This window comes from Mesorhizobium calcicola (assembly GCF_042682105.1).
Lineage (GTDB): Bacteria > Pseudomonadota > Alphaproteobacteria > Rhizobiales > Rhizobiaceae > Mesorhizobium > Mesorhizobium calcicola.
Window position 1 is genome coordinate 1 of sequence record NZ_JBHUGY010000029.1, and the last position, 26121, is coordinate 26121.

The 26121-nt window shown below is 64.3% G+C and carries 17 protein-coding genes and 3 pseudogenes; 16 read left to right on the forward strand and 4 right to left on the reverse strand.

The window, feature by feature from the left end:
- The first annotated feature begins 85 nt into the window (after positions 1 to 85).
- From ACFSQT_RS19645 to ACFSQT_RS19655, 3 genes and pseudogenes are all read left to right on the forward strand, one after another.
- The gene (locus tag ACFSQT_RS19645) at positions 86 to 370 is read left to right on the forward strand and encodes a hypothetical protein (protein WP_379021203.1); all 285 of its coding nucleotides are present in this window, start codon (positions 86 to 88) and stop codon (positions 368 to 370) included.
- Positions 371 to 700: 330 nt separating this feature from the next.
- A pseudogene (locus ACFSQT_RS19650) lies at positions 701 to 1257 on the forward strand (FAD binding domain-containing protein); the annotation flags it as partial.
- Positions 1258 to 1729: 472 nt separating this feature from the next.
- A pseudogene (locus ACFSQT_RS19655) lies at positions 1730 to 2707 on the forward strand (xanthine dehydrogenase family protein molybdopterin-binding subunit); the annotation flags it as partial.
- Between the two features lie 77 nt (positions 2708 to 2784).
- Here the strand turns inward: ACFSQT_RS19655 and ACFSQT_RS19660 are convergent.
- On the reverse strand, positions 2785 to 3006 hold the full coding sequence (locus ACFSQT_RS19660; RefSeq protein WP_379021205.1) for a hypothetical protein: 222 nt from the start codon (positions 3004 to 3006) through the stop codon (positions 2785 to 2787).
- 701 nt (positions 3007 to 3707) lie between these two features.
- A pseudogene (locus ACFSQT_RS19665) lies at positions 3708 to 4755 on the reverse strand (CpaF family protein); the annotation flags it as partial.
- 17 nt (positions 4756 to 4772) lie between these two features.
- On the opposite strand from ACFSQT_RS19665, the gene ACFSQT_RS19670 reads away from it, so the two are divergent.
- The 13 genes from ACFSQT_RS19670 (at position 4773) to ACFSQT_RS19730 (ending at position 21555) form a co-directional block, all read left to right on the forward strand.
- Positions 4773 to 6167 (forward strand): APC family permease, encoded by a 1395-nt coding sequence (locus ACFSQT_RS19670; RefSeq protein ID WP_379021269.1) that lies wholly within the window; start codon positions 4773 to 4775, stop codon positions 6165 to 6167.
- A 45-nt stretch (positions 6168 to 6212) separates the two neighbouring features.
- A complete protein-coding gene (locus ACFSQT_RS19675; RefSeq protein ID WP_379021207.1) occupies positions 6213 to 6902 on the forward strand; it encodes a hypothetical protein in 690 nt (229 codons plus the stop codon).
- Entirely contained in the window at positions 6899 to 7228 is a 330-nt protein-coding gene (locus ACFSQT_RS19680) for a hypothetical protein (protein ID WP_379021209.1), read from the forward strand. The genes ACFSQT_RS19675 and ACFSQT_RS19680 overlap by 4 nt, the downstream gene beginning before the upstream one ends.
- Before the next feature lie 84 nt (positions 7229 to 7312).
- Positions 7313 to 8209 carry a class II glutamine amidotransferase gene (locus ACFSQT_RS19685; protein ID WP_379021211.1) on the forward strand — a complete coding sequence of 299 codons (897 nt, stop codon included), beginning with the start codon at positions 7313 to 7315 and terminating at the stop codon, positions 8207 to 8209.
- 4 nt (positions 8210 to 8213) lie between these two features.
- Positions 8214 to 8945 (forward strand): GltB/FmdC/FwdC-like GXGXG domain-containing protein, encoded by a 732-nt coding sequence (locus tag ACFSQT_RS19690; protein ID WP_379021213.1) that lies wholly within the window; start codon positions 8214 to 8216, stop codon positions 8943 to 8945.
- 6 nt (positions 8946 to 8951) lie between these two features.
- On the forward strand, positions 8952 to 10280 hold the full coding sequence (locus ACFSQT_RS19695) for an FMN-binding glutamate synthase family protein (RefSeq protein WP_111546931.1): 1329 nt from the start codon (positions 8952 to 8954) through the stop codon (positions 10278 to 10280).
- 63 nt (positions 10281 to 10343) lie between these two features.
- On the forward strand, positions 10344 to 11651 hold the full coding sequence (gene glnT / locus ACFSQT_RS19700) for a type III glutamate--ammonia ligase (RefSeq protein ID WP_379021215.1): 1308 nt from the start codon (positions 10344 to 10346) through the stop codon (positions 11649 to 11651).
- Positions 11652 to 11743: 92 nt separating this feature from the next.
- Positions 11744 to 12997, forward strand: coding sequence for a sarcosine oxidase subunit beta family protein (locus ACFSQT_RS19705; RefSeq protein ID WP_379021217.1), 1254 nt, complete (start codon positions 11744 to 11746; stop codon positions 12995 to 12997).
- Positions 12998 to 13013: 16 nt separating this feature from the next.
- Entirely contained in the window at positions 13014 to 13289 is a 276-nt protein-coding gene (locus tag ACFSQT_RS19710; protein WP_379021219.1) for a sarcosine oxidase subunit delta, read from the forward strand.
- A gap of 64 nt (positions 13290 to 13353) precedes the next feature.
- A complete protein-coding gene (locus ACFSQT_RS19715) occupies positions 13354 to 16335 on the forward strand; it encodes a sarcosine oxidase subunit alpha (protein WP_379021221.1) in 2982 nt (993 codons plus the stop codon).
- Positions 16328 to 16957: a sarcosine oxidase subunit gamma gene (locus ACFSQT_RS19720; RefSeq protein ID WP_379021223.1), complete on the forward strand. Its 630-nt coding sequence runs from the start codon at positions 16328 to 16330 to the stop codon at positions 16955 to 16957. The genes ACFSQT_RS19715 and ACFSQT_RS19720 overlap by 8 nt, the downstream gene beginning before the upstream one ends.
- A 140-nt stretch (positions 16958 to 17097) precedes the next feature.
- Positions 17098 to 19467 carry a DUF1989 domain-containing protein gene (locus tag ACFSQT_RS19725; protein ID WP_379021225.1) on the forward strand — a complete coding sequence of 790 codons (2370 nt, stop codon included), beginning with the start codon at positions 17098 to 17100 and terminating at the stop codon, positions 19465 to 19467.
- 378 nt (positions 19468 to 19845) lie between these two features.
- Positions 19846 to 21555, forward strand: a complete 1710-nt coding sequence (locus ACFSQT_RS19730) for an APC family permease (RefSeq protein WP_379021227.1) — start codon at positions 19846 to 19848, stop codon at positions 21553 to 21555.
- Between the two features lie 80 nt (positions 21556 to 21635).
- Here the strand turns inward: ACFSQT_RS19730 and ACFSQT_RS19735 are convergent, their stop codons facing one another.
- Positions 21636 to 24776, reverse strand: coding sequence for an efflux RND transporter permease subunit (locus ACFSQT_RS19735; RefSeq protein WP_379021229.1), 3141 nt, complete (start codon positions 24774 to 24776; stop codon positions 21636 to 21638).
- Between the two features lie 195 nt (positions 24777 to 24971).
- On the reverse strand, positions 24972 to 26114 hold the full coding sequence (locus ACFSQT_RS19740) for an efflux RND transporter periplasmic adaptor subunit (RefSeq protein WP_379021231.1): 1143 nt from the start codon (positions 26112 to 26114) through the stop codon (positions 24972 to 24974).
- Between the last annotated feature and the right edge of the window lie 7 nt (positions 26115 to 26121).

The window sequence follows — 26121 nt, forward strand, 5'->3', positions numbered from 1 at the left end:
CGGTGGTCATCGGCAACTATATCTCGATGAGCGCGTCCGCATCTCGCGGAACTGACACCTCGATCCGCGTCCATTTGTTGGCAAGATGGCAGAATCGGTCCTCGTGCTGGTGGCTGGCGCACTTCGCTATTTCCGCCGTCGGCGTCGACTCACGGCGCTGACGGGTGTTTCCGGCGCGATCGGCGTCGGTCTCATCGCTTTCGGGCTGCAAAAGGTCGTTTCAAATTTTGTCTCCGGCGTGATTCATCTGCTCGACAAGTCGATCAAGCCGGTGACACCATATCGCTCGAAGGCACCTTTCGGCGGGATCCGCGAAATGCGGGGGCGCTTCGATCTCGGTGGTGACGCGCGACGGCCGCGGATTTCCTGATCCCCAACGAAGACTTCATCACCCAAAGGGTCATCAACTGGTCGTTTTCAACAACGGGGCGACAACTCGTGCGGCTCGATGTGAATTTCGGCGTCTCTATGACGCCGACCCGCACAAGGTCGGCGAGCTGGCGATAGAAGCCGCGATCAGTGTCGGCCGGGTCGAAGCCGATCGGCGCCCGTCTGCTGGCTCACTGGCTTCGGCGACTCCTCGCTGATATTCGTCTGCGCTTCTGGATCCGCGATCCCGCAGCAAGGCTGACCAACGTGCGCGGCAAGTACTGCTGCGCTGTGGGACACATTCAAGGCAAACGACATAGGCATCCGGTGCAGGGGCGCTGGCACCATAACAGGCAATCTCTGCAACGCCCTCGCCGGCCGCCGACAGCGGCCGCGCTGGTCGCCGACAGCGCAGGGCGCTGGTTGCGCGGACCCGCGCAAGCGCACGATTGCGGTGGAGGCCGTGCCGACCGGGCCGGGCAAGAGTCGCGGGCAAAGCGCGAGATCATCGAGGCGATCTGCTCAGACAAACGCGCGCCCGCTCGGGCGATGCCTATCTGCGCTTCATCCGCGCACGGAGCTGGACATAGCGGTGGTCAGCGCCGGCGTGAACCTGACGCTCGATGAGCAAGGTGTTGTGTAGTCGGCCGCGTGGCGCTGGGTGTCCGCGGGCGCGACGTGCTGCTGCTGGTGGAAGAGGCGGCCGAGGCCCTCATGCGGCAGGAAGCTGGATGAAGCAGCACTTGAGCGGCTGGCCAGGTCTGCTCGGGAGGCTGACCGCCCCATCGACGACAGCGCGGCAGCACATCGAGTTCAGACGTGAAGTTTGCGCGGTGTGCTGGCCAGCGGGCCGCCACGACCGCCTATGTACGCGCAGGAGGCAAGTGATGGCTGGGTAGCGGTTCAACGACAATCACGGCGATAGCGTCGAGTTCTTTCGCCAGCGACGAGACGCTGCTCGACGTCTGCGCGATCGCCTCGACTGACGGGCGCCAAGGAAGCTGCGGCACCGCGTACTGTCGGCGCCTGCAGCCATCTCCTCGACGACCGGCTGGTGTGCTCGTGCCTGGTGCTCGGCGCGGAGGCCGAGTGGCCGGCGCGTGCGAGACCGTCGAGGGCATGGCGCATGGCGACAGGCTGCATCCGTTGCAGCAGGAGTTCTCGAGCATGCGCCACTTCAATGCGGCATCTGCAACGCGCAGGCTTCCTGATCGCGGCCAGGACCTCTGGCCAAGAACCCGATCGACCGAGGAGGAAATCCTCTTCCGTGGGCCTCGCCGGCAACCTCTGCGCTGCACCGCTACGACAAGATCGTGCGTGCCGTTCAGGACGCCGCCAGCGTGATGAGGGAGCAGTAACGATGATTTCGACCACGTATTCCACTCGCAATTTCGCCTCCGTCGGCACGCGTCCCATCCGCCCCGACGGCGTCGACAAGGTGACGGCCGCGCCGCTACGGCGCGGCATTTCAAACATGGCCGGCCAGTTGGTCGGGCGTATTCTGCGCAGCCCGCACGCCCAAAAACCGCAACGATCAGGAGGATAGACACCTCGAGGCGGAAAGCTTCCGGCGTGAAGGCGTGATCACCGCGGCAGACCTGCCGACCTCCCGATGGCGATGCCGCCATGTACGACATCCTCGACAACGGCATGGCGCGCACCAAGGCGCTCTATGACGGCATGCGTGGACGCGGTCGCTGCCGTGGACGCCCGCACGGGCCAGGCAGGCAGCTGAAGCTGATCGAGTCGACTACGAGGTTCTGCGCTGTCACCGATGTCGACAGAGGCGATGAAGCACATCCGGCCACCCTCATCAACGACGCCATCTCACGAGGGCCTCGAGTAAAGCCGGTAAAAGCCGTCCAACGTCACCAAGAAAGCGCAGCCAGTTTTGCCATGGCGATGTTCATCAGGGTTTCGCCAGGCCGATTTCATCGTCGAACGCTCCTACAAGACCGAGCAGACGCACCAGGGCTCTATATCGAAGCCGCATGCCTGCGTGGCGAGCGTCAGCTCGGATGGTCACTAGCCGATCTCTGGGTCTGCACGCAGGGCATTTCGTCTACCGCCAGCATTGCGCCGAGCTGCTTGGCATGGAAGCCTCGAAGCTGCGCGCGTCACCTCGTCGGAGATCGGCGGCGGCTTCGGCGGCAGACCCATGTCTGGGCTGAGCCGGTGGCGCTCGCGCTGTCGCGCAGGCCGAGGCCGGTCAAGCTGGTCATGACCCGCGACGAGGTGTTCCTTGCGCCTCCGGTTTCCGACCAGCGCGACATCGATCGACGTCAGGATCGGCGCCCGCAAGGATGCACCCCTAGACTCAAAGTTCATCATCTTGCGCATCACAAAGATGCGATCGCCATCCGACTGCCGAGCAGCCAAGGATCCGGTGTCCAACACTGGTGACGAACAGCGGCATCAGGTAGCTTGGCTCGACAGGTAGACGAGACGCACGATGAAAGGCAGCGCGCCGAGTGATGGCGGCGGACGCTTGGCTTCCATCGACAGTGCCTGGACCTTGGCTTTATCATCTTCTTGCGATCGCGAAGCACGCGCGAAAGATGCCAGCGCCGCGGAGAGATTGCCGCCAGCCTGCGCTGAATCTGGATTCGATGCCAAGAAGCTTGCCATCCAGTGCAAGGCGATGGTTTCGGCATGCGCACGGTCGCCATTCGCTCAGGGATCGACAGGACCATCTGCTGGGAATCGACAATACGGCGAAACTCGTCTTCACCGGTTCGGGAGATTCGTTGGCGATCAGGCGCACGGCTCGTTCAGCGGCAGGCGGATTTGACGCGCGCACGATGATATCGAGCGCGTTTGGAATTCGTTGAGGGAATGCCTTGACCCGCGGGCGCGACGAACGAGACGAACCAGCGTGGCAGGCCGAGACGCCGCGCCAGCAGCACCCTGCTAAGACGATCAGCGCGGCGCTCCGGCCACAAAGGCAGCCTTGGTCAAAGCGAGACCGCATATGGCCGGAGTATACATAGAAGCGCTCGCTGATGGTGGTTTTCAGGCCGGCCTGACGGAGTTGGGGGCTTCAGCGGTGGTATTCTTGACCGCGCTGTCTTGGTTTTCTGCTTTGCGTCGAGTTCGTTCAGCGAATCCTGAACCGATTTGCGCCGTTTGGCGCTTCGCACGCGGTCGCGCGAGGAGGCTTGACGACAGAGCGATCCGTCCCGCGCTCTTGATCGTTTCAAGCCGCTTGCCGACTTGTCTCGTTGCTGATCTGGTGACAGAACGCATAGCGACCGCACCGGCGCTGCAGCGGCGAGCACGACAACGACAGTACTGTGCCGTCAATTCCAAACATTGGCCAGAACCCTCACGCCGTCACGTCAGCACGTTTCTCTCGCCGCCTCGAGCGCGCTCGGCGCGAGCCGCTGCTCCTCGCCATAGTTCAGCGAGCCCGGTCCCAGAAATGCGGACGACCGATGCCGGTCCGATACATGCTCGCCAGCAGCCTGCATTGGCGATCCTCGGCCCTTGAGTGTTATAGAGGACGATATCCTGCGTGATGACGACGTCGCCCTCCATTCCGATCACTCGGTGATGTGGGTGATGCGACGCGATCCATCGCGCAGGCGCGCCGCCTGGATAATCACGTCGATGGACGCCGACAACGATTTCGCGCACGTCTTCGGCGGCCAGCGAATAACCGCCCATGGCAATCATGATTCGATACGGTTCAGGCATTCGCGCGGGCTTGTTCGAGTGATCGTTCCCATCGAGCCGTCATGCCGGTGTCATCGCCTAGCCCAGAAGATCGACACTTCGGGTCCGCGCACATTGCGCCGACGATGATGCGCTCGGGCCGCATGCGCAGGCAGTCTGGCACCAGGTCGCGCATCGTCACCTCGCCTCGCCCTCCAGATGGGTGGGCGGGTTCGAGGCGCACGACATGGAGCGGCTGCTTGCAATTGCAGCTCTCGGCCGAGTCCTCGCAGGTGATGGACGCGTTCCTCCTCGCGGTCGCGATATAGTTGGTCAGCAGTTGAGCAGCGTCGTCTTGCCCGAGCCGGTGCCGCGAGATGATCGATGTTGCAGCGAACACGATGATGATCTTGAGAGAACTTCGGCTCCCTGCGGTGAAATGGCGCCGAACTTGCCAGCTGTATCGAGGGTCAGCTTGTCCTTCTTGAATTTGCGGATGGTGAGCGTGGCGCCATCGATTGAGAGATCGCGCGGCGATGGACGTTGACGCCGGAGCCGATCGGGAAGACGCGCGTCGCAGATCGGCTGGAATTCGTCGACACGGCGACCAACCTGGTCTGACGAGAGCGCTGGCAGGATGTTGAGGAGCTGCTGGTTGTCACGAAGCGATGCGCGTCTGTTCGACCTTGCCGCAGTGACTTCGATGTAGACGTCCTGGAGGCCGTTGACCATGGATGTCGGCGCTGACAATGACGGTCACGCTTGAACCGGCAATCCACGGGGACAGGGTTTCACTGCTCCGCGTACTTGGCCCGGCCCATGTCTGGGCGCTCGGCGTCGGCATCGTGCTGGTCGGCGAATTCACCGGCTGGAATTTCGCCGCCGACAAGGGCGGCGCGCTTGCCGCGCTGATCGTCTGCTGGGTCGTCGGATTGCTCTACACCTCGGTCGCGATGATCGATTCCGAGGTGACATCGACGGTGGCCGCCGCCGGCGGCCAGTATGCGCAGGCAAAGCACATTGTCGGGCCGCTGATGGCATTCAATGTCGCGTTGTTCCTGGTGTTTGCCTACACGATGCTCGAAGTGTCCGACGCCATCCTGCTTGGCGACACCATCGTCTCCAAGGCCGGCGTCGAAGGGCTCACCCACAATTCCTTCATCGCCGCCACCATCGTCGTGCTGGCGTGGCTGAACTATCGCGGCGTGCTGATGACGCTGAACGTCAACTTCGTCATCACCGCAATCGCCTATGTCTCGATCGTCATCCTGTTCTTCTCGGTCAGCCCGTGGACGCAGGGCGCCGTGCTGAAGCTCAACGAGCTGGTCACCCCCGAAAACGCCCTGCCCTATGGCTGGATCGGCGTCATCGCCGCCTTCCAGTTCGGCATCTGGTACTATCTCGGCATCGAGGGCACCACGCAGGCGGCCGAGGAAGTGCGCTCACCGGCCCGCTCGCTGCCCTATGGCACGATGGCCGGCATGATCACGCTTCTGATCGCCGCTGCCATGACCTGGTATGTCTGCGCCTCGATGATGCCGTGGGAATATCTGGGCATCACCTATTACCCGCTGTGGGACGCCGGCAGGCTGACCGGCAGCCCTCTGCTCGAGAACCTGCTGTTCATCGCCACACTGCTGGCTGCGCTTGCGTCGGCCAATGGCTGCATCAACGACGCGGCGCGCGCCTGGTTCTCGCTCGGCCGCGACCGCTATCTGCCGACCTGGTTCTCGGCCGTGCATCCCCGGTATCGCACGCCCTATCGCTCGATCCTGTTCCTGCTGCCGATCGCGCTCGCCTTCGCCTTCATCGCCGACCTCAACCAGGCGATCACCTTCTCGATCCTGTCGGGCGTGCTGCAGTACACGTTCATGAGCATCAACATCATCATGTTCAGGAAGAAATGGCCGCTCGGCTCGATCCGCCGCGGCTACACGCATCCGTTCCATCCGCTGCCGGCGATCGTGCTGTTCTGCCTGTGCGTGGTGACCTTCTTCGCCATCTTCCTCGGCTTCGGCTCGCAACTGATCGCCATGGTCGCCTTCTATTTCCTGATCTCGCTGTGGTTCCATTTCTACCGCTACAGATTCGTGCGGCGCGGCGATCAGTTCACCATGCCGTGGCCGAAGCCTCAGGGTTATTGATGGGAGTAGGCCCGTCCGAATCCCGGGCGGGCCTGGCATGACAAAATGTCCGAGGTGACGTCAGCACTCTTTGCCGGGGCAATTGTCCTGGCCCTCGTCCTTCACCTTGCCTGGCTGGCGCGCGCCAGCCGCAACAGGGCGTCAGCGGCGCTCGCCATCGACCATGCCGGCATCCGCACCGTCATTGCCGACGCAGCTGATGTTTCGGACGGCACCGCCGGTGTGGTCACCTGGGAAGGATCATGGAACGGCCGGCGCGTGCAGCTGCGCACCATCGTCGACACGCTGGCGACGAGAAAGCTGCCAACGCGCTGGCTGAGCATCTCGATCACCGAAAAGGTCGCGGTGCCCGGCACGTTCGACATGATGATGCGGCCGGGCTCGCCGACGACATTCTCCAATTTCGATCATCTCGACCACACGCTGCCGAAGGCCCCGGGATTTCCAGTCGAGTCCGTGCTGCGCACCGACCGCAGGGGCGCGCGTTTTCCCCAAGGCATCATCGCCAGTCATATCGAGATCTTCTCCGAAGGGCGCGCCAAGGAACTGCTGATCACGCCCAAGGGCATACGCATTGTCTGGCTGCTCGCGGAGGCCGAGCGAGCACGCTATGGCGTTTTCCGGCAAGCCGAATTTGGCGACGCAACACTTGATCCAGCGCTGGTCGAGAGACTGCTGATGTCGGTGTCGGCGCTGCGCGACGCCATCAACATAAGCGAACGGCAGGCCGCATGACCAATTCCGCCACCGACCCCACCCCTCCCAACCCGTATCTGGTTCTCGGCGCGGCAATCGCGCTGCCGGCAAGCGGACACGTCATTCTCGGCGTGCCGGTGCGCGGTCTGCAGTTCCTTTTCTTCACGGTGATCCTGGCATGGGTCACCGCCAAGATCGCACCACCCGACGCCAGCTTCGTCGGCCGTCATGCCGGCGGCTTCCTGATCTATGCGCTGTCGATCCTCGACGCCTACAGGATAGCCCGCATCCGCACCGCCAAATGGGTTCACAATGCCCGGCGGGGCAACGATAGTGCGCAGGGCGGCATTGAGCCGCATACGTAACTAGAGGAAAATTTTTTTCATGTGATTGAATTCGAGGGACTCATTCGATACATCATCGTCTAGCTGCAACATCGGGAGGCTGACATGTGTGGAATTGTCGGACTGTTTTTGAAGGACAAGGCGCTCGAGCCTCAACTCGGCTCGATGCTGTCGCAGATGCTGATCTCGCTCAGCGACCGGGGTCCGGACAGCGCCGGCATCGCCATCTATGGCGCGCCTTCCAGGAATGAGGCCAAGATCACCATCCAGTCGGCCAAGCCGGAACGCGATTTCCGCGGCCTCGAGGCCGAACTCGCCAAGGCTATCGGCACGCCGGTGACGATCGCGGTGAAATCAACCCATGCGGTGGTCAGGACCACGCCTGCCAAGATCGACGAGGCGCGCGAAGCCATCCAGGCGCTGCGCCCCGATATCCGCATCATGGGCACCGGCGACGTGGTCGAGATCTACAAGGAGGTCGGCCTGCCGGAGGCGGTCGTCGATCGCTTCGACGTTCGCAAGATGACCGGCACGCATGGCATCGGCCACACCCGCATGGCAACGGAATCGGCGGTGACGACGATGGGCGCGCATCCGTTCTCGACCGGCGCCGACCAGTGCCTGGTGCACAACGGCTCGCTGTCCAACCACAACAACGTCCGCCGCGAACTAATCCGCGAAGGCATGACCTTCGAGACCGAGAACGACACCGAGGTCGCGGCCGCCTATCTCTCGTCGCAAATGGCGCATGGCAAGAATCTCGGCGAGGCTCTCGAGGGCACGCTCAGCGACCTCGACGGCTTCTTCACCTTCGTCGTCGGTACAAAGAACGGTTTCGGCGTCGTGCGCGACCCGATCGCCTGCAAGCCCGCCGTCATGGCCGAGACCGACCAGTATGTCGCCTTCGGCTCGGAATATCGCGCGCTGACCAAACTGCCCGGCATAGACAATGCGAGGGTCTGGGAACCCGAGCCCGCAACCGTCTATTTCTGGGAGCATTGAATTCATGCCGGCAACCAAGCTTTCAGAGACGGTCGTGCACGACCAAGCCTCTCGGGTCTTCGATCTCGATCAGATGTCGTTGCGCGAACTCAACCAGGCGCTCCACAATTTGACGCCCGGCTCGAATGAAACGGCATGGGAAGTCCTCAACCCGAAAGGCAACCATTCGGTCGCCGTCGGCGTCGACCAGCCGATCACCATCGATGTACGCGGCAGTGTCGGCTATTATTGCGGCGGCATGAATTCCGGCAGCGCCATCACCGTGCATGGCTCCGCAGGACCCGGCGTCGGCGAGAACATGATGTCGGGTTCGATCACAGTCAAAGGCGATGCCAGCCAGTATGCCGGCGCCACCGGCAAGGGCGGCCTGCTGGTCATCGAGGGCAATGCGTCGTCGCGCTGCGGCATCTCGATGAAGGGCATCGACATCGTCGTGCACGGCAATATCGGCCACATGTCGGCCTTCATGGCGCAGTCCGGCAATCTGGTGGTGCTGGGCGATGCCGGCGACGCGCTGGGCGATTCGATCTACGAGGCGCGGCTCTTCGTGCGCGGCAAGGTCGACAGCCTCGGCGCCGACTGCATAGCCAAGGAGATGCGGGCCGAACATCTGGAATTGCTGCAAGGCCTGCTCGACCGCGCCGGCGTCACCGGCGTCAAGGCGGCGGAATTCACGCGCTACGGCTCGGCGCGCACGCTCTACAATTTCAATATCGACAACGCCGACGCGTATTGAGGCAGCATGACCTACAGGAACCCGCCGACGACGCCGCGCAAATCCGCGACCTTCGACGACTACACGCTTTCTGAAATCCGCCGCGCCGCGGCGACCGGCATCTACGATATCCGTGGCGCCGGCGCCAAGCGCAAGCTGCCGCATTTCGACGACCTACTGTTCCTCGGCGCCTCGATCTCGCGCTATCCGCTCGAAGGCTATCGCGAGCGCTGCGACACCAGCGTCGTGCTGGGCTCGCGCCACGCCAAGAAGCCGATCGAGCTGAAGATCCCGATCACCATCGCCGGCATGAGCTTCGGCTCGCTGTCCGGCCCTGCCAAGGAAGCGCTCGGACGCGGCGCGACCCTGTCGGGCACCTCGACCACCACGGGCGACGGCGGCATGACCGAGGAAGAGCGCGGCCATTCGAAGACGCTGGTCTACCAGTACCTGCCGTCGCGCTATGGCATGAACCTGCGCGACCTGCGCCGCGCCGATGCGATCGAGGTTGTTGTCGGCCAGGGCGCCAAGCCCGGCGGCGGCGGCATGTTGCTCGGCCAGAAGATTTCCGACCGCGTCGCCGAAATGCGCACCCTGCCCAAGGGCATCGACCAGCGCTCGGCCTCGCGCCATCCCGACTGGACCGGTCCCGACGATCTCGAGATCAAGATCCTCGAACTGCGCGAAATCACCGACTGGGAAAAGCCGATCTACGTCAAGGTCGGCGGCGCCCGCCCCTACTATGACACAGCGCTTGCGGTGAAGGCCGGCGCCGATGTCGTCGTCGTCGATGGCATGCAGGGCGGCACGGCCGCCACGCAGGAAGTGTTCATCGAAAATGTCGGCCAGCCGACGCTCGCCTGCATCAGGCCGGCGGTGCAGGCGCTGCAGGATCTCGGCATGCACCGCAAGGTGCAGTTGATCGTCTCCGGCGGCATCCGCAACGGCGCCGATGTCGCCAAGGCGCTGGCGCTCGGCGTCGATGCGGTCTCGATCGGCACGGCGGCGCTGGTCGCGCTCGGCGACAACGATCCGCGCTGGGAAGCCGAGTACAACGAGCTCGGCACCACCGCCGGCGCCTATGACGACTGGCACGAGGGGCGCGACCCGGCCGGCATCACCACGCAGGACCCGGAACTGATGAAGCGCGTCGATCCGGTCGCCGCCGGGCGCCGGCTGGCGAACTATTTGAAGGTGATGACGCTGGAAGCTCAGACTATCGCCCGCGCGTGCGGCAAGAACAGCCTGCACAATCTCGAACCCGAGGACCTCGTCGCATTGACGATCGAGGCAGCCGCCATGGCTGGCGTGCCGCTGGCCGGCACCAACTGGATACCGGGGAAGAACGGCTTCTGATCAACGAAGGGCCGAAGCCCGCACGCTCTGGGGCAACGATCGACAAAAAAATGGGGAACTTCCGTGACAGCTGATCTTGCAGAATTCGCAAGGGCGAAAAACGTCAAATATTTCATGATTTCCTACACCGACCTGTTCGGTGGCCAGCGTGCCAAGCTGGTGCCGGCGCAGGCCATCGCCGACATGCAGAAGGACGGTGCTGGTTTTGCGGGGTTCGCCACCTGGCTCGATCTCACGCCGGCGCATCCCGACATGCTGGCGGTGCCGGACCCGGATTCGGTGATCCAGTTGCCGTGGAAACCTGATGTCGCCTGGGTCGCCGCCAACTGCATCATGGACGACAAGGAAGTCGACCAGGCGCCGCGCAACACGCTGAAGCGGCTGATCGCCGAGGCGGCCAGCGACGGCATGCATGTCAAGACCGGCGTCGAGGCCGAGTTCTTCCTCATCTCGCCGGACGGCAAGACGATCTCCGACGAATACGACACCGCGTCGAAGCCGTGCTATGATCAGCAAGCGGTGATGCGTCGCTACGATGTCATCGCCGAGATCTGCGACCACATGCTGGCGCTCGGCTGGGGCGCCTACCAGAACGACCATGAGGATGCCAACGGCCAGTTCGAGATGAACTGGGCCTTCGACGATGCGCTCGCCACCGCCGACAAGCACTCCTTCTTCAAATTCATGGTCAAGTCGATCGCGGAGAAGCATGGCCTGCGCGCGACCTTCATGCCCAAACCCTTTCAGGGCCTGACCGGCAATGGCTGCCATGCCCATATCTCGGTGTGGGACAAAGCCGGCAAGACCAACGTGTTCGCCGACAATGCGATGGAGCTCGGCCTGTCGGCCAAGGGCAAGAATTTCCTCGGCGGCATCATGAAGCATGCCTCGGCACTGGCCGCGATCACCAACCCGACGGTCAATTCCTACAAGCGCATCAACGCGCCGCGCACCATTTCGGGCGCGACCTGGGCACCGAACACGGTGACCTGGACCGGTAACAACCGCACTCACATGGTGCGCGTGCCGGGCCCCGGCCGCTTCGAACTGCGACTGCCCGACGGCGCCGCCAACCCCTATCTGCTGCAGGCGGTCATCATCGCCGCCGGCCTCGACGGCATCCGCTCGAAGGCCGATCCCGGCAAGCGCTACGACATCGACATGTACCAGCACGGGCATACGGTGAAGGGCGCGCCAAAGCTGCCGCTCAACCTGCTCGACGCCTTGCGCGAGTTCGACAAGGACAAATCGCTGAAGGCGGCGCTGGGTGAGGAATTCTCGTCGGCCTACCTAAAGCTGAAGCACCAGGAATGGAATTCCTATGCTTCGCACTTCACGCAATGGGAGCGCGACCACACGCTGGATATCTAGGCGCATCGGACCGAAAAGTGTGAAACGGTTTTCGGATAAATCCGATGCGTTAGAAGGGTCCCCAGCGGTGCGAGCGACCTCGGAATGAACGTATGAAATACTCGATCTTCTCGCTCGCCCGCGCCGCCCTGTCCGGCCATAAGAACTGGCAGCGCACCTGGCGCGATGCCAGCCCGAAGGATCGCTACGACGTGGTGGTCATCGGCGGTGGCGGCCATGGCCTGGCCACCGCCTGGTTCCTGGCCAGCGAATACGGCATCAGGAATGTCGCCGTGCTGGAAAAGGGCTGGATCGGCTCCGGCAATGCCGGCCGCAACACCACCATCATCCGCTCCAATTACGGTCTGCCCGGCAACATCGGCTTCTACGAATTGTCGATGAAGCTGTGGGAGCGGATGGAGCAGGACCTCAACTACAACGCCATGGTCAGCCAGCGCGGCGTCATCAACCTCTACCATTCCGACGCGCAGCGCGACGCCTATGCGCGGCGCGGCAACACGATGCGCATCAACGGCATCGATGCCGAGCTGCTCGACCTCGCCGCGGTCAAGAAGATGATCCCGTTCCTGAACTTCGACAATGCGCGCTTTCCCGTGCAAGGCGGGCTCTTGCAGCGGCGTGGCGGCACGGCGCGCCATGACGCCGTGGTCTGGGGCTACGCCCATGCGGCGAGCGCGCTTGGCGTCGACATCATCCAGAACTGCGAGGTGACCGGCTTTAGCCGCGACGCCAGCGGCAAGGTGACCGGCGTCGAGACCTCGCGCGGCAAGATCGGCGCCGGCAAGGTCGGCATGGCGGTCGCCGGCAGTACCTCGCGCGTCGCGGCGATGGCCGGCCTGCGCCTGCCGATCGAGAGCCATGTGCTGCAGGCCTTCGTCTCCGAGGCGATCAAGCCGCTCATCCCTGGTGTCATGACCTTCGGCGCCGGCCATTTCTACGTCAGCCAGTCGGACAAGGGCGGCCTCGTCTTCGGCGGCGACATAGACGGCTACAATTCCTACGCCCAGCGCGGCAACATGCCGGTGATGGAGGACGTCTGCGAGGGCGGCATGGCGCTGATGCCGATGATCGGCCGCGTGCGCCTGCTGCGCCAGTGGGGCGGCATCATGGACATGTCGATGGACGGCTCGCCGATCATCGACAAGACGCCGGTCGACGGGCTCTACCTCAACGCCGGCTGGTGCTATGGCGGCTTCAAGGCGACGCCGGGCTCAGGCCTTGTCTTTGCCCATCTGCTGGCCCGCGATGAGCCGCACGAAGAAGCCGCACGGTTCCGCCTCGATCGCTTCCGGACTGGTGCGATGATCGACGAGAAGGGCCAGGGCGCCCAACCGAACCTGCACTGAGGACGGACAGGAAACCATGCGCATTGTCTGTCCCTTCTGCGGCGAACGCGAACTCGGCGAGTTCACCTATCTCGGCGACGCCAAGCCGGTGCGGCCGGCGGCCGGCGCCTCGGAAGACGAGGTCTTCGACTATGTCTATCTGCGCGACAATGTCGCCGGCGAGACCAGCGAGCACTGGTACCATGGCGGCGGCTGCCGGGTCTGGCTGAAGATCGGCCGCAACACGCTGACGCACGAGATTTCTTCGGTTGAGCCGGCGGCCGGCGCCGGTGCAAGGCAGGCCGCGAAATGAATTTTCGTGTCGAAGTCCGCGCTGCCCCCTCGCATTTCATCGAACCCACGGAAGGCCGGCAGTCGTGACGTCCAGCCAATCCCATCGCCTCGCGTCCGGCGGCCTCGTCGACCGCTCGGCGCCACTGAGCTTCCGCTTCGACGGCAAGACTTTCTCCGGCTTCCAGGGCGACACGCTGGCCTCGGCGCTGATCGCCAATGGCGTCAAGCTGGTCGGCCGCTCGTTCAAATACCATCGCCCGCGCGGCATCCTCACCGCCGGCTCGGAAGAGCCCAACGCGCTGGTCGAATTGCGCACCGGTGCGAGGCGCGAACCGAACACGAAGGCGACCACGGCAGAGCTCTATGAGGGGCTTGAGGCCGCCAGCCAGAACCGCTGGCCGTCGCTGCGCCACGATGTGATGTCGGTGAACCAGCTGTTCGCGCCGATCTTCGTCGCCGGCTTCTACTACAAGACCTTCATGTGGCCGGCCAAGTTCTGGGAAGCGATCTACGAGCCGGCGATCCGCCGCGCTGCCGGTCTCGGCCGGGCCGCGGGCGTTGCCGATCCCGACCATTACGACAAGGCGTGGGCGCATTGTGATGTGCTGATCGCCGGCTCAGGCCCGACCGGCCTGGCCGCGGCCTTGGCTGCCGGCCGCAGTGGTGCCCGCGTCATCCTGTGCGAGGAGGATTTTTCGCCCGGCGGCCGCCTGCTCTCGGATGGCGGCACGATCGACGGCCTGCCGGCAGCCGAATGGCTTTCGCGGACGCTGGCCGAACTGGCGGCAATGCCCGACGTCCGCATCATGACCCGCACGACGCTGTTCGGCGTCTATGACGGCGGCACCTATGGCGCGATCGAGCGGGTCAGCGACCACCTGCCCTCGCCGCTCGAGCATCAGGTGCGGCAGCGGCTGTGGCGGGTCGTGGCCAGGCGCTGCGTGGTCGCGGCCGGCGCCATCGAACGGCCGATCGTCTTTGCCGGCAACGACACGCCGGGCGTGATGATGGCGTCAGCCATGCGGACCTATGTCGCGCGCTATGCGGCAACGCCGGCGAAACGCGTCGCGCTGTTCACCAACAATGAGGATGGCTGGCGCACGGTCGAGACAGCGCTCGGCGCCGGATTGCAAATCGCGGCGGTGATCGACGCGCGACCGGATGTGTCGCCCGCCCATCGCTCGCTCGCCTCCAAGGGTGGCTTCCCGGTGCTGCACGGCTCCGTGAGCGGCGTCGATGGCGGCAAGGACGGCGTCAAAAAGATCGCGGTGTCGCTGACCGGCGGCGCGCGCGCCGAAGTCGAAGCCGACGGGGTTGCCGTTTCCGGCGGCTGGAACCCGGCGGTTGGGCTGACCTCCTACCATCGCGGCCGGCCGAAATGGCGCGATAACATCGCCGCTTTCGTGCCCGACGGCGCACCTCCCGGCATGGTCGCCGCCGGTGCCGCCAACGGCGCCTTCGGCCTCGGTGCCTGCCTGGCTGAAGGATTTGCAGCGGGCGCAGCAGCCGCGCTCGACGCCGGGCACAGCGGCAAGGCGGGCACGGCTCCTGTCGCCGACGACGAGGCGTTCTCGCTCACGCCGCTCTGGCATGTCGTCGGCAAGGGCAAGGCCTTCGTCGATTACCAGCACGACGTGACGGCGTCCGACATCGAACTGGCGCAGCGCGAAGGCTTTGAATCGGTCGAGCATCTGAAGCGCTACACGACGCTCGGCATGGCGACCGACCAGGGCAAGACATCGAATGTCGCCGGCCTCGCCATCATGGCGGCGGTTAGCGGCCGGTCCATTCCAGAGACCGGCACGACGATCTACCGGCCTCCTTACGTGCCCGTCGCGATCGGCGCCTTCGCCGGCCATCACCGCGACGAGACCTTCCATGCGACGCGGCTGACGCCGTCGCATCACTGGGCGGCGGAGCAAGGGGCTGTTTTCGTCGACACCGGCCTGTGGAAGCGCGCGCAGTGGTATCCGCGCGCCGGCGAGAAGGACTGGCTGGACTCGGTGACCCGCGAGGTCAAGGCAGTGCGCGGTGGCGTCGGTTTCTGCGATGTCTCGACACTGGGCAAGATCGACGTGCACGGTCCGGATGCCGGCGCCTTCCTCGACCGCGTCTACATCAACACCTTCTCCAATCTCGCCGTCGGCAAGGCCCGCTACGGGCTGATGCTGCGCGAGGACGGCATGGTCTATGACGACGGCACCACATCGCGGCTGGCGGAGGATCACTATTTCCTGACCACCACCACCGCCAAGGCCGGGCTGGTGATGCAGCACCTCGAATTCTGCCGGCAGGTGCTGTTCAGCGAATTCGACGTGCAGCTGACCTCGGTCTCCGACCAGTGGGCGCAATTCTCGATCGCCGGGCCGAAGACCCGCGACCTGCTCAAGGAGATTGTCGATCCGGCCGAGGACCTGTCCAACGAGGGCTTTCCGTTCATGGGCGCGCGCAAAGTCCGCTTGCGCGGCGGCATCAAGGCGCGGCTGTTCCGCATCTCCTTCTCCGGCGAGATGGCGTTCGAGATTTCCGTGCCGGCACGCTTCGGCGATGCCATGGCGCGCAATCTGATGCTGGCCGGCGCGCCATTCGGCGTCACGCCTTACGGCACCGAGGCGCTCGGCGTGATGCGCGTCGAAAAGGGTCACATCGCCGGACCGGAACTGAGCGGTACGACGACCGCTGCCGACCTCGGTCTCGGCAAGATGATGTCGACCAAGAAGGATTTCGTCGGCCGCGTCATGGCCGGGCGCGAAGCGCTGGTCGCGCCGGATCGGCAGGTCGTGGTCGGCATCAAGCCGACCGACAAGGCACGCCGCTTGCGCTCCGGCGCGCACATCATCCCGAAAGGGCAGACACCAGGACCGGGCAACGACCAGGGCTACGTCACCTCGGTCTGCTTCTCGCCGACATCAGACCAATGGATAGGGCTCGGCCTTGTCGAACGCGGCCGCGAGCGCATCGGCGAGATCGTCCATGCGCATGATCCGCTGCGCGGCGAGGACTACGACGTCGAACTGTGCAATCCCGTCTTCTACGATCCGGATGGAGGGCGCCAGCGTGGCTGAGTTTTCCTGGATTTCCCGCAGTCCGCTCGAGCATGCGCTTGTCGCCGGCACGCATGGTGCACGCGGCGTCGAGGCCGGCGTGTCGTTGACCGAGATCCGCAATTTCGACCTGGTCCAGGTGATGACGCGGCGCGGCAAGGCGGCCGAGCTGGCAAAGGCGGCCAAAGCCCATTTCGGCGTGGTAGCGCCGGATGCGCCGAAGGCAATCCAAGCCTCGGACGCCACGCTGATCTGGTCCGGGCCGGATCAGTTTTTCGTCCTGTCGAAGGGCGGCAAGCACATGATGGACACGCTGGCGCCGGCCTTGTCCGGCCCTGCCTCGCTGTCGGACCAGTCGCATGCGCGCGCCCTGATCAGCATCTCGGGCGCCAAGGCGCGCAGCATGCTGGCCAAACTGTCGTCGATCGATCTGCACGCGGCGGCATTCCCGGTTGGCGCGGCCGCCGCAACCTCGATGGACCACACCAGCGTCACGCTCTGGCGCGGCGACGATCGGCCGGATGGGCAGGCCGTGTTCAACCTGCTGGTGTTTGCGACCTTCGCCGAAAGCCTGTGGCACACGATGCTCGACGCGGCGGCGGAGTATGGCGTGACGATCGTGCATTCGGAGGAGTTGGCGTAGCGCTTGCACGCGCGCGTGCCCGCCACGCACTACCTTCGCCTTGCCAAATCCGGCCTTGCTGCCTATTCTTGCTGCTAAAATAATTTTACACACAGGCAAACTTGTTTCTCGAACCAATGTCTCGAAACGCAAGGTTGAAGATGAGCCAGTCGCCCTACCCTGCAATCGCCGCCGAACCGCCGCGGCCGAGCCGTATCCTGAGGCCCGGGCAGATCGCGCTGCCGCCCGGCCTCGAGCGTTACACGATCCAGGGCAATGGCGCGGTGATCGTCGAGGTCGAGGCTGGCGATACGATCAGCGTGCGCAATGTCGAAGGCGGCCAGGCCTGCGAGGTGCTGGCATGGGACAAGACCGGCGTCACCGACCCCGGCATCTTCGGTGAGACATCGAACAGCAATGCCGCCGGCATCAAGGCGCTACTCGCCGAGGGCGATGACAGTCTTGGCGCGCTGCGGCGCGGACTCGCGCGCCGGCAGGTGCAGCTCGATCAGGCCAAGGCCGTGCGCGTGTTCGGCGGCGCCACGCCGGCCGGCACCGAGCAGGCTTTCACCATTGCACGCGACGGCGCGATGGTCATCGCCGCGCCAGGGGGGCCGATGCTGGTCGATGGCCACGACACGGCGACGCCGCTTGCCGTCATCGTCCGGCGCGCCACCATCCGCCCGGCGGCGAAGTCGCAACTGGCCGATCCGCTCGCCGATCCGGTGTTGGACCTGCGTGTCCACTCGGCGACGGCGGAATCCTATTTCGTCAAGGCCGGTGACTATCTGCAGATCATCGATGTCGACGGGCGCCAATGCACCGACTTCCAGTGCTTTTCGGCGCGCAAGCTGGACAAGGGCCGCGACCATCCTCTCGACGTGACGACGACGCGCACGTTGATGGGTGCCAGCTATCCAATGCCTGGCCTGCACTCGAAATACTACGACCAGGACATGGAGCCGCTGGTCGAGGTGGTGCAGGACACCTGCGGCCGGCACGATGCGTTCGCGCTCGCCTGTGCTGCCAAATACTACGACGACATCGGCTATCCAGGGCACAGCAACTGCTCGGAGAATTTCAACCGCGCGCTGGCCGACAAGGGTGTGACCCCTCGCGCCGGCTGGATGGCGATCAACTTCTTCTTCAACACGGCGATCGACGCGCATGGCGTCATGGTGTCCGATGAGCCGTGGTCACGCCCCGGCGATTACGTGCTGCTCAAGGCGCTGACCGACATCGTCTGCGTTTCCTCGGCCTGCCCCGACGACACGACGCCGGCCAATGGCTGGAATCTGACCGACATCCATGTGCGGACCTATTCCGGCCAGCACAAATTCTCGCGAGCGATCGCCAGACGCATGACGCCTGATTCGGAACCGAAAATGACCCGCGAGACTTCATTTCATTCGAGCTTTGCCAAGCACACCCGCAACTTCGTCGAGTACCGGGGCTACTGGCTGGCCAACTCCTTCGCCAAAGAAGGCGCCATCGCCGAATACTGGGCCTGCCGGCAGGACGCGGTGATCATGGACCTGTCGCCGTTGCGCAAGTTCGAGGTCACCGGCCCGGACGCCGAAGCGCTGCTGCAATACACGCTGACCCGCGACGTGAAAAAACTCGGCGTCGGTCAGGTCGTCTATTCGGCGATGTGCTACGAGCATGGCGGCATGATCGACGACGGTACGCTGCTGCGGCTCGGCAAGGACAATTTCCGCTGGGTCGGCGGCGATGATCTGTCCGGCGAATGGCTGCGCGAAATGGCGACAAAGCTCGGCCTCAACGTGCTGGTGCGTTCGTCCACCGACCAGATGCACAATATCGCCGTGCAAGGGCCGAAGAGCTGCGACATCCTGAGGGAGGTCATCTGGACCTCACCGCTGCAGCCGTCGATCGACGAGCTCGAATGGTTCCGTTTCGCCGTGGCCCGCATCGGTGGCGGCAACGGCATCCCGGTCGTCGTCTCGCGCACCGGCTACACCGGCGAGCTCGGCTACGAGATCTGGTGCCACCCGCGCGACGCCGAAAAGGTCTTCGACGCCATATGGGAAGCCGGCCAGCCGCACGGGCTGAAGCCGATGGGGCTGCAGGCACTCGACATGGTGCGCATCGAGGCCGGGCTGATCTTCGCGGGCTACGAATTCTCCGACCAAACCGACCCGTTCGAGGCCGGCATCGGCTTCACCGTGCCGCTGAAGACCAAGACCGACGACTTCATCGGCCGCGAGGCGCTGATCCGGCGCAAGGAAAACCCGCAGACAAAACTGGTCGGCCTCGATATCGACGCCAATGTCGATGTCGGCCATGGCGATTGCGTGCATGTCGGCCGCGCCCAGATCGGCGTGGTCACGTCAGGCATGCGCTCGCCGGTGCTGAACAAGACCATCGCGCTGGCGAGGCTCGACGTCACCCACGCCGCCATCGGTACCGAGGTCGAGATCGGCAAGCTCGACGGCCATGCCAAGCGGCTGCCGGCCCGCGTAGTCGCCTTTGCCCACTACGATCCGCAGAAGACAAAGCCGCGCTCCTGACCGCGCTTCTCTCACAAGACAGTGAGAGCCGCGCCGGCTGTCCGATCGACAAGTGCCGGCAGTTATGCTATTGGTACAGGCATGGTGCTGATTTGCGCCGCGACCCGCTTCAGGCGGGTTTTTTCGTTTCAGGCCCCTGGTCCTTCTTTCGAACAATCCCACCCGCAGCAGTGCGAAGCTGACAAGTTTCGCAAGCGTGATGTGCACGGCGCGACAAAACGCTTGACGTGAAAGCGCGCCGGATCAATCTTCACTGTTAAGAAAAAAATGCGACTGAGTGGAAACACCGACAGTCGCTCAATGCATGCGTCGATGATGAAGCCTCGCGAAGTCGCGGCCGTCACGAACGGGGAACATCAAAAAGGGGAAGCCAAACACATGAGCACGATAACGACTGCCTTGGAGCAGCCTGCCGAAAGCAAGCTGCACCGGAACATCGACTGGCGCGGCGCCTTCTGGGTGGCAAGCGGCGTCCCTGCCCTCGTCCTGTTTTCGATCGGCGGCATTGCCGGCACGACCGGCACGCTGGCCTTCGCGATCTGGATCGCCTCCATGATCATGGGCTTCCTGCAATCCTTCACCTATGCCGAGATCGCCGGCCTGTTTCCGAACAAGTCCGGCGGCGCCTCGATCTATGGCGCCACCGCCTGGCTGCGCTATTCCAAGTTCATCGCGCCGCTCTCGGTGTGGTGTAACTGGTTCGCCTGGTCGCCAGTGCTGTCGCTCGGCTGCTCGATCGCCGCCGCCTACATCCTCAACGCGCTGGCGCCAGTGCCGCTGTTCACCGAAACCTCGCCCGATGTCGTCGCCTATATCGCGGCCCATGCCGGCACGAGCGCCGCCGATGCGATCACGGCGGTGACCGCAGCGGCGACGCCGGCGATCCGCAACTGGACGCTGTACAGCCACACGCTGGGTCCGGTTTCCTTCACGCTCAACGCGACCTTCTTCATCGGCGCGGTGCTGATGCTGATCATCTTCTCCATCCAGCATCGCGGCATTCTGGGCACCGCCAATGTGCAGAAATACATCGGCTTGCTGGTCATCATTCCGATGCTGATCGTCGGCGTGGTGCCGATCGTCACCGGCCAGATCAACTGGGCGAATTTTTCGCCGCTGGTGCCGTTGGCGGCGGCTTACGCGCCCGAGCCCGGCGCCTGGAACATAGCCGGCTGGACACTCGTGCTTGGCGGCATGTTCATCGCCGCGTGGTCGACCTACGGTTTCGAGACCGCCGTCTGCTACACCTCGGAGTTCAAGAACCCGGGCACCGACACGTTCAAGGCCATCTTCTACTCCGGCCTGCTCTGCATGCTGCTGTTCATCCTGGTGCCGTTCACCTTCCAGGGCGTGCTCGGCCTGAACGGCATGCTGGCGACGCCGATCGTCGACGGCTCCGGTGTCGCCGACGCGCTGGCCGGCATGGTCGGTGGCGGCGCGCTGATCCACAGCCTGCTGGTGATGCTGATGATCCTGGCGCTGGTGCTGTGCATCATGACGGCGATGGCGGGTTCCTCGCGCACGCTCTACCAGGGCTCGGTCGACGGCTGGCTGCCGCGCTATCTCAGCCACGTCAACGAACATGGCGCGCCGACGCGGGCCATGTGGACCGACCTCGTCTTCAACCTGATCGTGCTGGCCATTGCTTCGGCCGACGCGACGAGCTTCTTCTTCATCCTCGCCGTGTCGAACTGCGGCTACATCATCTTCAACTTCCTCAACCTCAACGCCGGCTGGATCCACCGCATCGACAACGGCCAAATCGCGCGGCCGTGGAAGGCGCCGAGCTGGCTGCTCGGCGTCGGCGCCATCTTCGCCTATGTCAACGCGATCTTCATGGGCGCGGGCGCCAAGGTGTGGAACCCGATGGCGCTGTGGGCTGGACTGATCACGGCCGCGCTGATCATCCCGGTGTTCTGCTTCCGCCACTACATCCAGGACGGCGGCAAGTTCCCCGACCACATGCTGGCCGACCTCGGCATGAGCTCGTCCGATCTGGCGGTCAAGAAGGCGGGGATGCTGCCCTACCTGACGCTGGTCGCCGGGGTGGTGGTGATGCTGCTCGCCAACTGGTATTTTGTCATCTGACGTCTACTGGCCAGCCGGCAGCCTTGAACCGGTAACGAGATGGAAAACCGGCCGGTCGAAAATCGACCGGCCGGTTTCGTTTATTCAGCCGCCAGTGCCAGTTGCGGCCTTTCGGCGGGCAACTCCGGTTCGAGCGCCTGTTCGGCATCCACTGCCTTCTTGGGCTCCCGCCCAAAGAACAAGGCATAGCCCGCCGGCAGCACCAGGATGGTCAGCACGGTGGCAACCAGGATGCCGCCCATCATGGCGTAGGCGAGCGGCCCCCAGAACACGGCGCGCGAGATCGGGATCAGTGCCAGCACCGCCGTCAGGGCGGTCAGCGTGATCGGCCGGAAGCGGCGCACGGCCGAGCCGATGATCGCCTCGGAGCGATCCATGCCCGCCGCGATGTCCTGGTCGATCTGGTCGACCAGGATGATCGAGTTGCGCATGATGATGCCGAGCAGCGCTATGACGCCGAGGATGGCGACGAAGCCGAACGGCGCGCCGCTGATCAAAAGGGCAGCGGCAGCACCGATGATGCCGAGCGGGCCGGTCGCCAGCACCAGCATCGCCTTGCCGAAATGCTGCAGCTGGATCATCAAAAGCACGACGATGATGGCCAGCATGACCGGCGCCTTGGCGGCGATCGAAGCCTGGCTTTCGGCCGAATCCTCGGCACCGCCCTGGATCTCGATCTTGTAGCCGGGCGCCAGCCCGTCGCGCAGGCCCTGCATGTCCTTGTACAGCTTGGTGACGACGTCGTTCGACTGCACGCCGTCCGGCAGCGTCGCCCGCACGCTGATGGTCGGCAAGCGGTCACGCCGCCACTCGATGCCTTGCTCCAGCACGGGCACCACCTTGGCCACCTGCGACAGCGGCACGAAGCCGCCGAAATCGGTCGGGATGTAGACGGAGTCGACCGAGGACAGCAGGCTGCGGCTGGCATCCGGCTCGCGGGCGACGATGGACACCGTCTCCTCGCCGTCGCGGAAGTCGTCGAGCGAGGCGCCGGTCATCGTCGCCTGCAGCATCTGGCGGATGCGCTGCGAGGTGACGCCGAGCGCCCGGGCGCGATCCTGGTCGATGACCAGCTTCATCGCCGGCACCGGCTCCAGCCAGTCGTCATGAACGGCGCCAAGCAGCGGATCTTCGCGGAACTTGGCCTTCACCTGGTCGGCGATGCGGCGCACCTCCTGCCGGTCGGGACCCATGACGCGCATCTGCACCGGCCAGCCGGTCGGCGGGCCGAGGAACAGGCGGTCGACCTTGGCGCGGATCGACGGGAAGTCCTCCGCAAGAACGGTGCGCAGCTTGACGATCAGCCGTTCGCGGGCCGGTTCGTCATTGGCCATCACCAGAAGCTGGGCGAAGTTCGGATTGCGCAGCTGCTGGTCGAGCGGCAGGAAGAAGCGCGGCGCGCCTTCGCCGATATAGGTGGCGATGAAGCGCTTGTCCTTATCGTCCATCATCTTGTTTTCAAGCGCCTTGGCCTGCGCCTCGACTTCCTTGATGCTGGTGCCTTCCGGCAGCCAGAGGTCGACGAGGATTTCCGGCCGCGACGATTGCGGGAAGAAGTTCTGCGGGATGAACTGGAACGCCCACAGGCTGGTGCCGAAGGTCACCAGCGTCATCACCAAGACGATGATGCGATGGCGCACGGCCCAGCTGACGGTCGAACGCAGCCGGCGATAGAAGCGGGTGTCGAAGACATCGTGATGGCTGCCGGCATGCTTGCGCTGCTTCAGGATCATATTGCCGAGCCACGGCGTGAAATAGACGGCCACGAACCACGAGACGATCAGCGCGATGCCGACGACATAGAACAGCGTGCGGACATATTCGCCGGCCGTCGAGGCGGCGAAGCCGACCGGGATGAAGCCGGCGGTGGTGATCAGCGTGCCGGTCAGCATCGGGAAAGCGGTCGAGGAATAGGCGAAACTCGCCGCCTCGATCTTGACCAGCCCCTCCTCGAGCTTGCGCTCCATCATTTCGACGACGATCATCGCGTCGTCGACGAGCAGGCCGAGCGCGATGATCAGCGCGCCGAGCGAAATGCGCTGCAGGTCGATGCCGATCTCGTACATGATGGCGAAGGTGGCGGCCAGAACCAGCGGAATGGCGATGGCGATGACCAGGCCGGAACGCCAGCCGATCGACAGGAACGAGACGACGAGCACGATCAGCAGCGCTTCGCCGAGCGCCTCCATGAATTCGTTCACGGCATCCTTGACGACCTCGGGCTGGTCGGAAACCTGGTCGACCGCAACGCCATAGGGCAATCCTTCCTCAAAGCGCTGATAGGTCGCTTCGACATCCTTGCCGACGTCTCTGACGTTGAAGCCCTTGGCCATGACGACGCCGACCTGCACGCTCTCATGGCCGTTGAAACGGTATTTACGCTGGAACGGATCTTCCAGCCCCGACGTCACCGTGGCGATGTCGCCCAGCCGGGTGACCTGGCCGCCGGCGCGCAGTCGCAGGTTTCTGATATCCTCGACCTTGCCGACATCGCCTTCGACCGAAATGCGCACCGAATTGGTGCCGGTGTCGACGGAGCCGGCCGGGTCGACATTGTTCTGTCCCTTGATCGCATTCTGCAGATCGGGCAGCGTCAGGCCGCGTTCGGCGAGCGCCTTGGACGAGACGTCGATGTAGAGCTTTTCCGGCTGATCGCCGATGATGACGGCCTTCTCGACGCCGGGCGTGGCCAAAAGCATGTCGCGCGCCTGGGTGGCGAACTTCTTCAATTCGGGATAGCTGAACCCTTCGCCGCTGATCGAATGCAGGGTGATGAAGGTGTCACCGAACTCGTCGTTGAAATAGGGGCCGAGCAGGCCTTGCGGCAGGTCGCCTGATATATCGCCGACCTTCTTGCGCACCTGATAGAAGGCGTCCGTCACCTCGGCGGCGTTGGTGTCACCCTTGATCTGGACCGTGATGATGGCGCTGCCGGCACGGGTGAACGAACGGACGAAGTCGAGATGCGGCGTTTCCTGCAGCTTGCGTTCGATCTTGTTGACGACCTGGTCTTCCATCTCCTGGATCGAGGAGCCTGGCCAGATCGCCTGGACGACCATCACCCGGAAGGTGAAATCGGGATCTTCCTTCTGGCCCATGCGCATCAGGCCGAGCGCGCCGGAAATGATGATCAGGCCAAACAGGAACCGCGCAATGGAGGGATGGCCGATTGCCCATCGCGACAGGTTGAAGGGCCGCTTCTCGTCCGTGGAACTGGTCATCGATGCTGGTCCATCTCTTTCAACAAGATCGAGTTCGGTAGTGGGCTTCCGGGCGGCAAGGCTCTCCGAGCGGAGAAGCACTCTTCGCGGTGGGACGCGAAAATCGATGTGGGGGTTACATCAATCGAGCGTCTCGGTCGGGCGCCTGCCGCCCGGAAACCAGCGGCTGCGGGAACGCGCAGCCGGTGTCTGTCGTCAGTGCACCTGCTTGGCGTCGTTGTCTGCCGCCGAGGCGGATTGCAGCACCGTGTCGCCGGCGAGTTTCACCTTCAGGTTTTCGGTCATGAACTGCGTGCCGGCGGCAACCACGACGTCACCTGGCTTCAAACCCTCCGCAACCCGCACGCCATCGGCGGCGAACTTGGCGACCTTGACCGGGCGGGCATGAACGGTGTCGGCGCCACGGTCGACGGTCCAGACGATCGACTGGCTGTCTTGCTCGGCCAGCGCGCTCAGCGGGATCGAAACCAGCTGCCGCTCATTGGCCGCCGACGCTTCGATGCTGGCGGTCATGCCGAGCAGCACGCGCGGATCGTTGGGCAGGCTGACGCGGACGGCAAAGGTGCGCGATTGCGGATCGGCGCTGCCGGCGACTTCGCGGACCTTGCCCTCGAGCGCCAGTCTGTCGTCGGACCAGAAGCCCGCCTTGACGACCTTGCCAGGCTTGAACTCGGCGATCTCCATTTCCGGCACGGCGATCAGCACTTCCTTTTCGCCGTCGACCGCGACGGTGACCACCGGCGTGCCGGAGCCGACCACCTGGCCGACATCGGCACTGACCGCGGTGACGATACCGTCCCTGTCGGCCTTGAGGTCGGTATAACCGGCCTGGTTCTTGGCCTGGTCAAGCGACGAGCGGGCGGAGTCGCGCGTGGCGACCGCCTGATCATAGCTCAACGTCGCCTGTTCGAGCTGCGATTTCGGCGCAAAGTTCTTCGTAAACAGCTGCTCGGCGCGCTTGCGGGCAAGTTCGACCGTCTCGACCTGGCGCTCGGCGGCATCGAGGGAAGCCTGGGCACTTTTGACCGAAAGGTCGTAGTCGATGGGATCGATGCGGGCGAGCACATCGCCCGAGGCGACATGCTGGCCGATGTCGACAAGACGCTCGGTGATCTTGCCGTTGACCCGGAACGCCAGCGCGCTTTCGGTGCGGGCCCGCACCGACCCGGAATAGGAGAGCGTGCGGGTGTCATGCGCCTGGGCGATCTCGACGACCTTGACCGGGCGGATGATGTCCTTGACTTCGGCTTTCTCCTGCGAGCAGCCGGCAAGCCCGAGCGCCGCGACGATCAGGCCGGCGACCGGGAGCTTGCGAAGGATAGAACGGGACAAAGACATCTTGGTA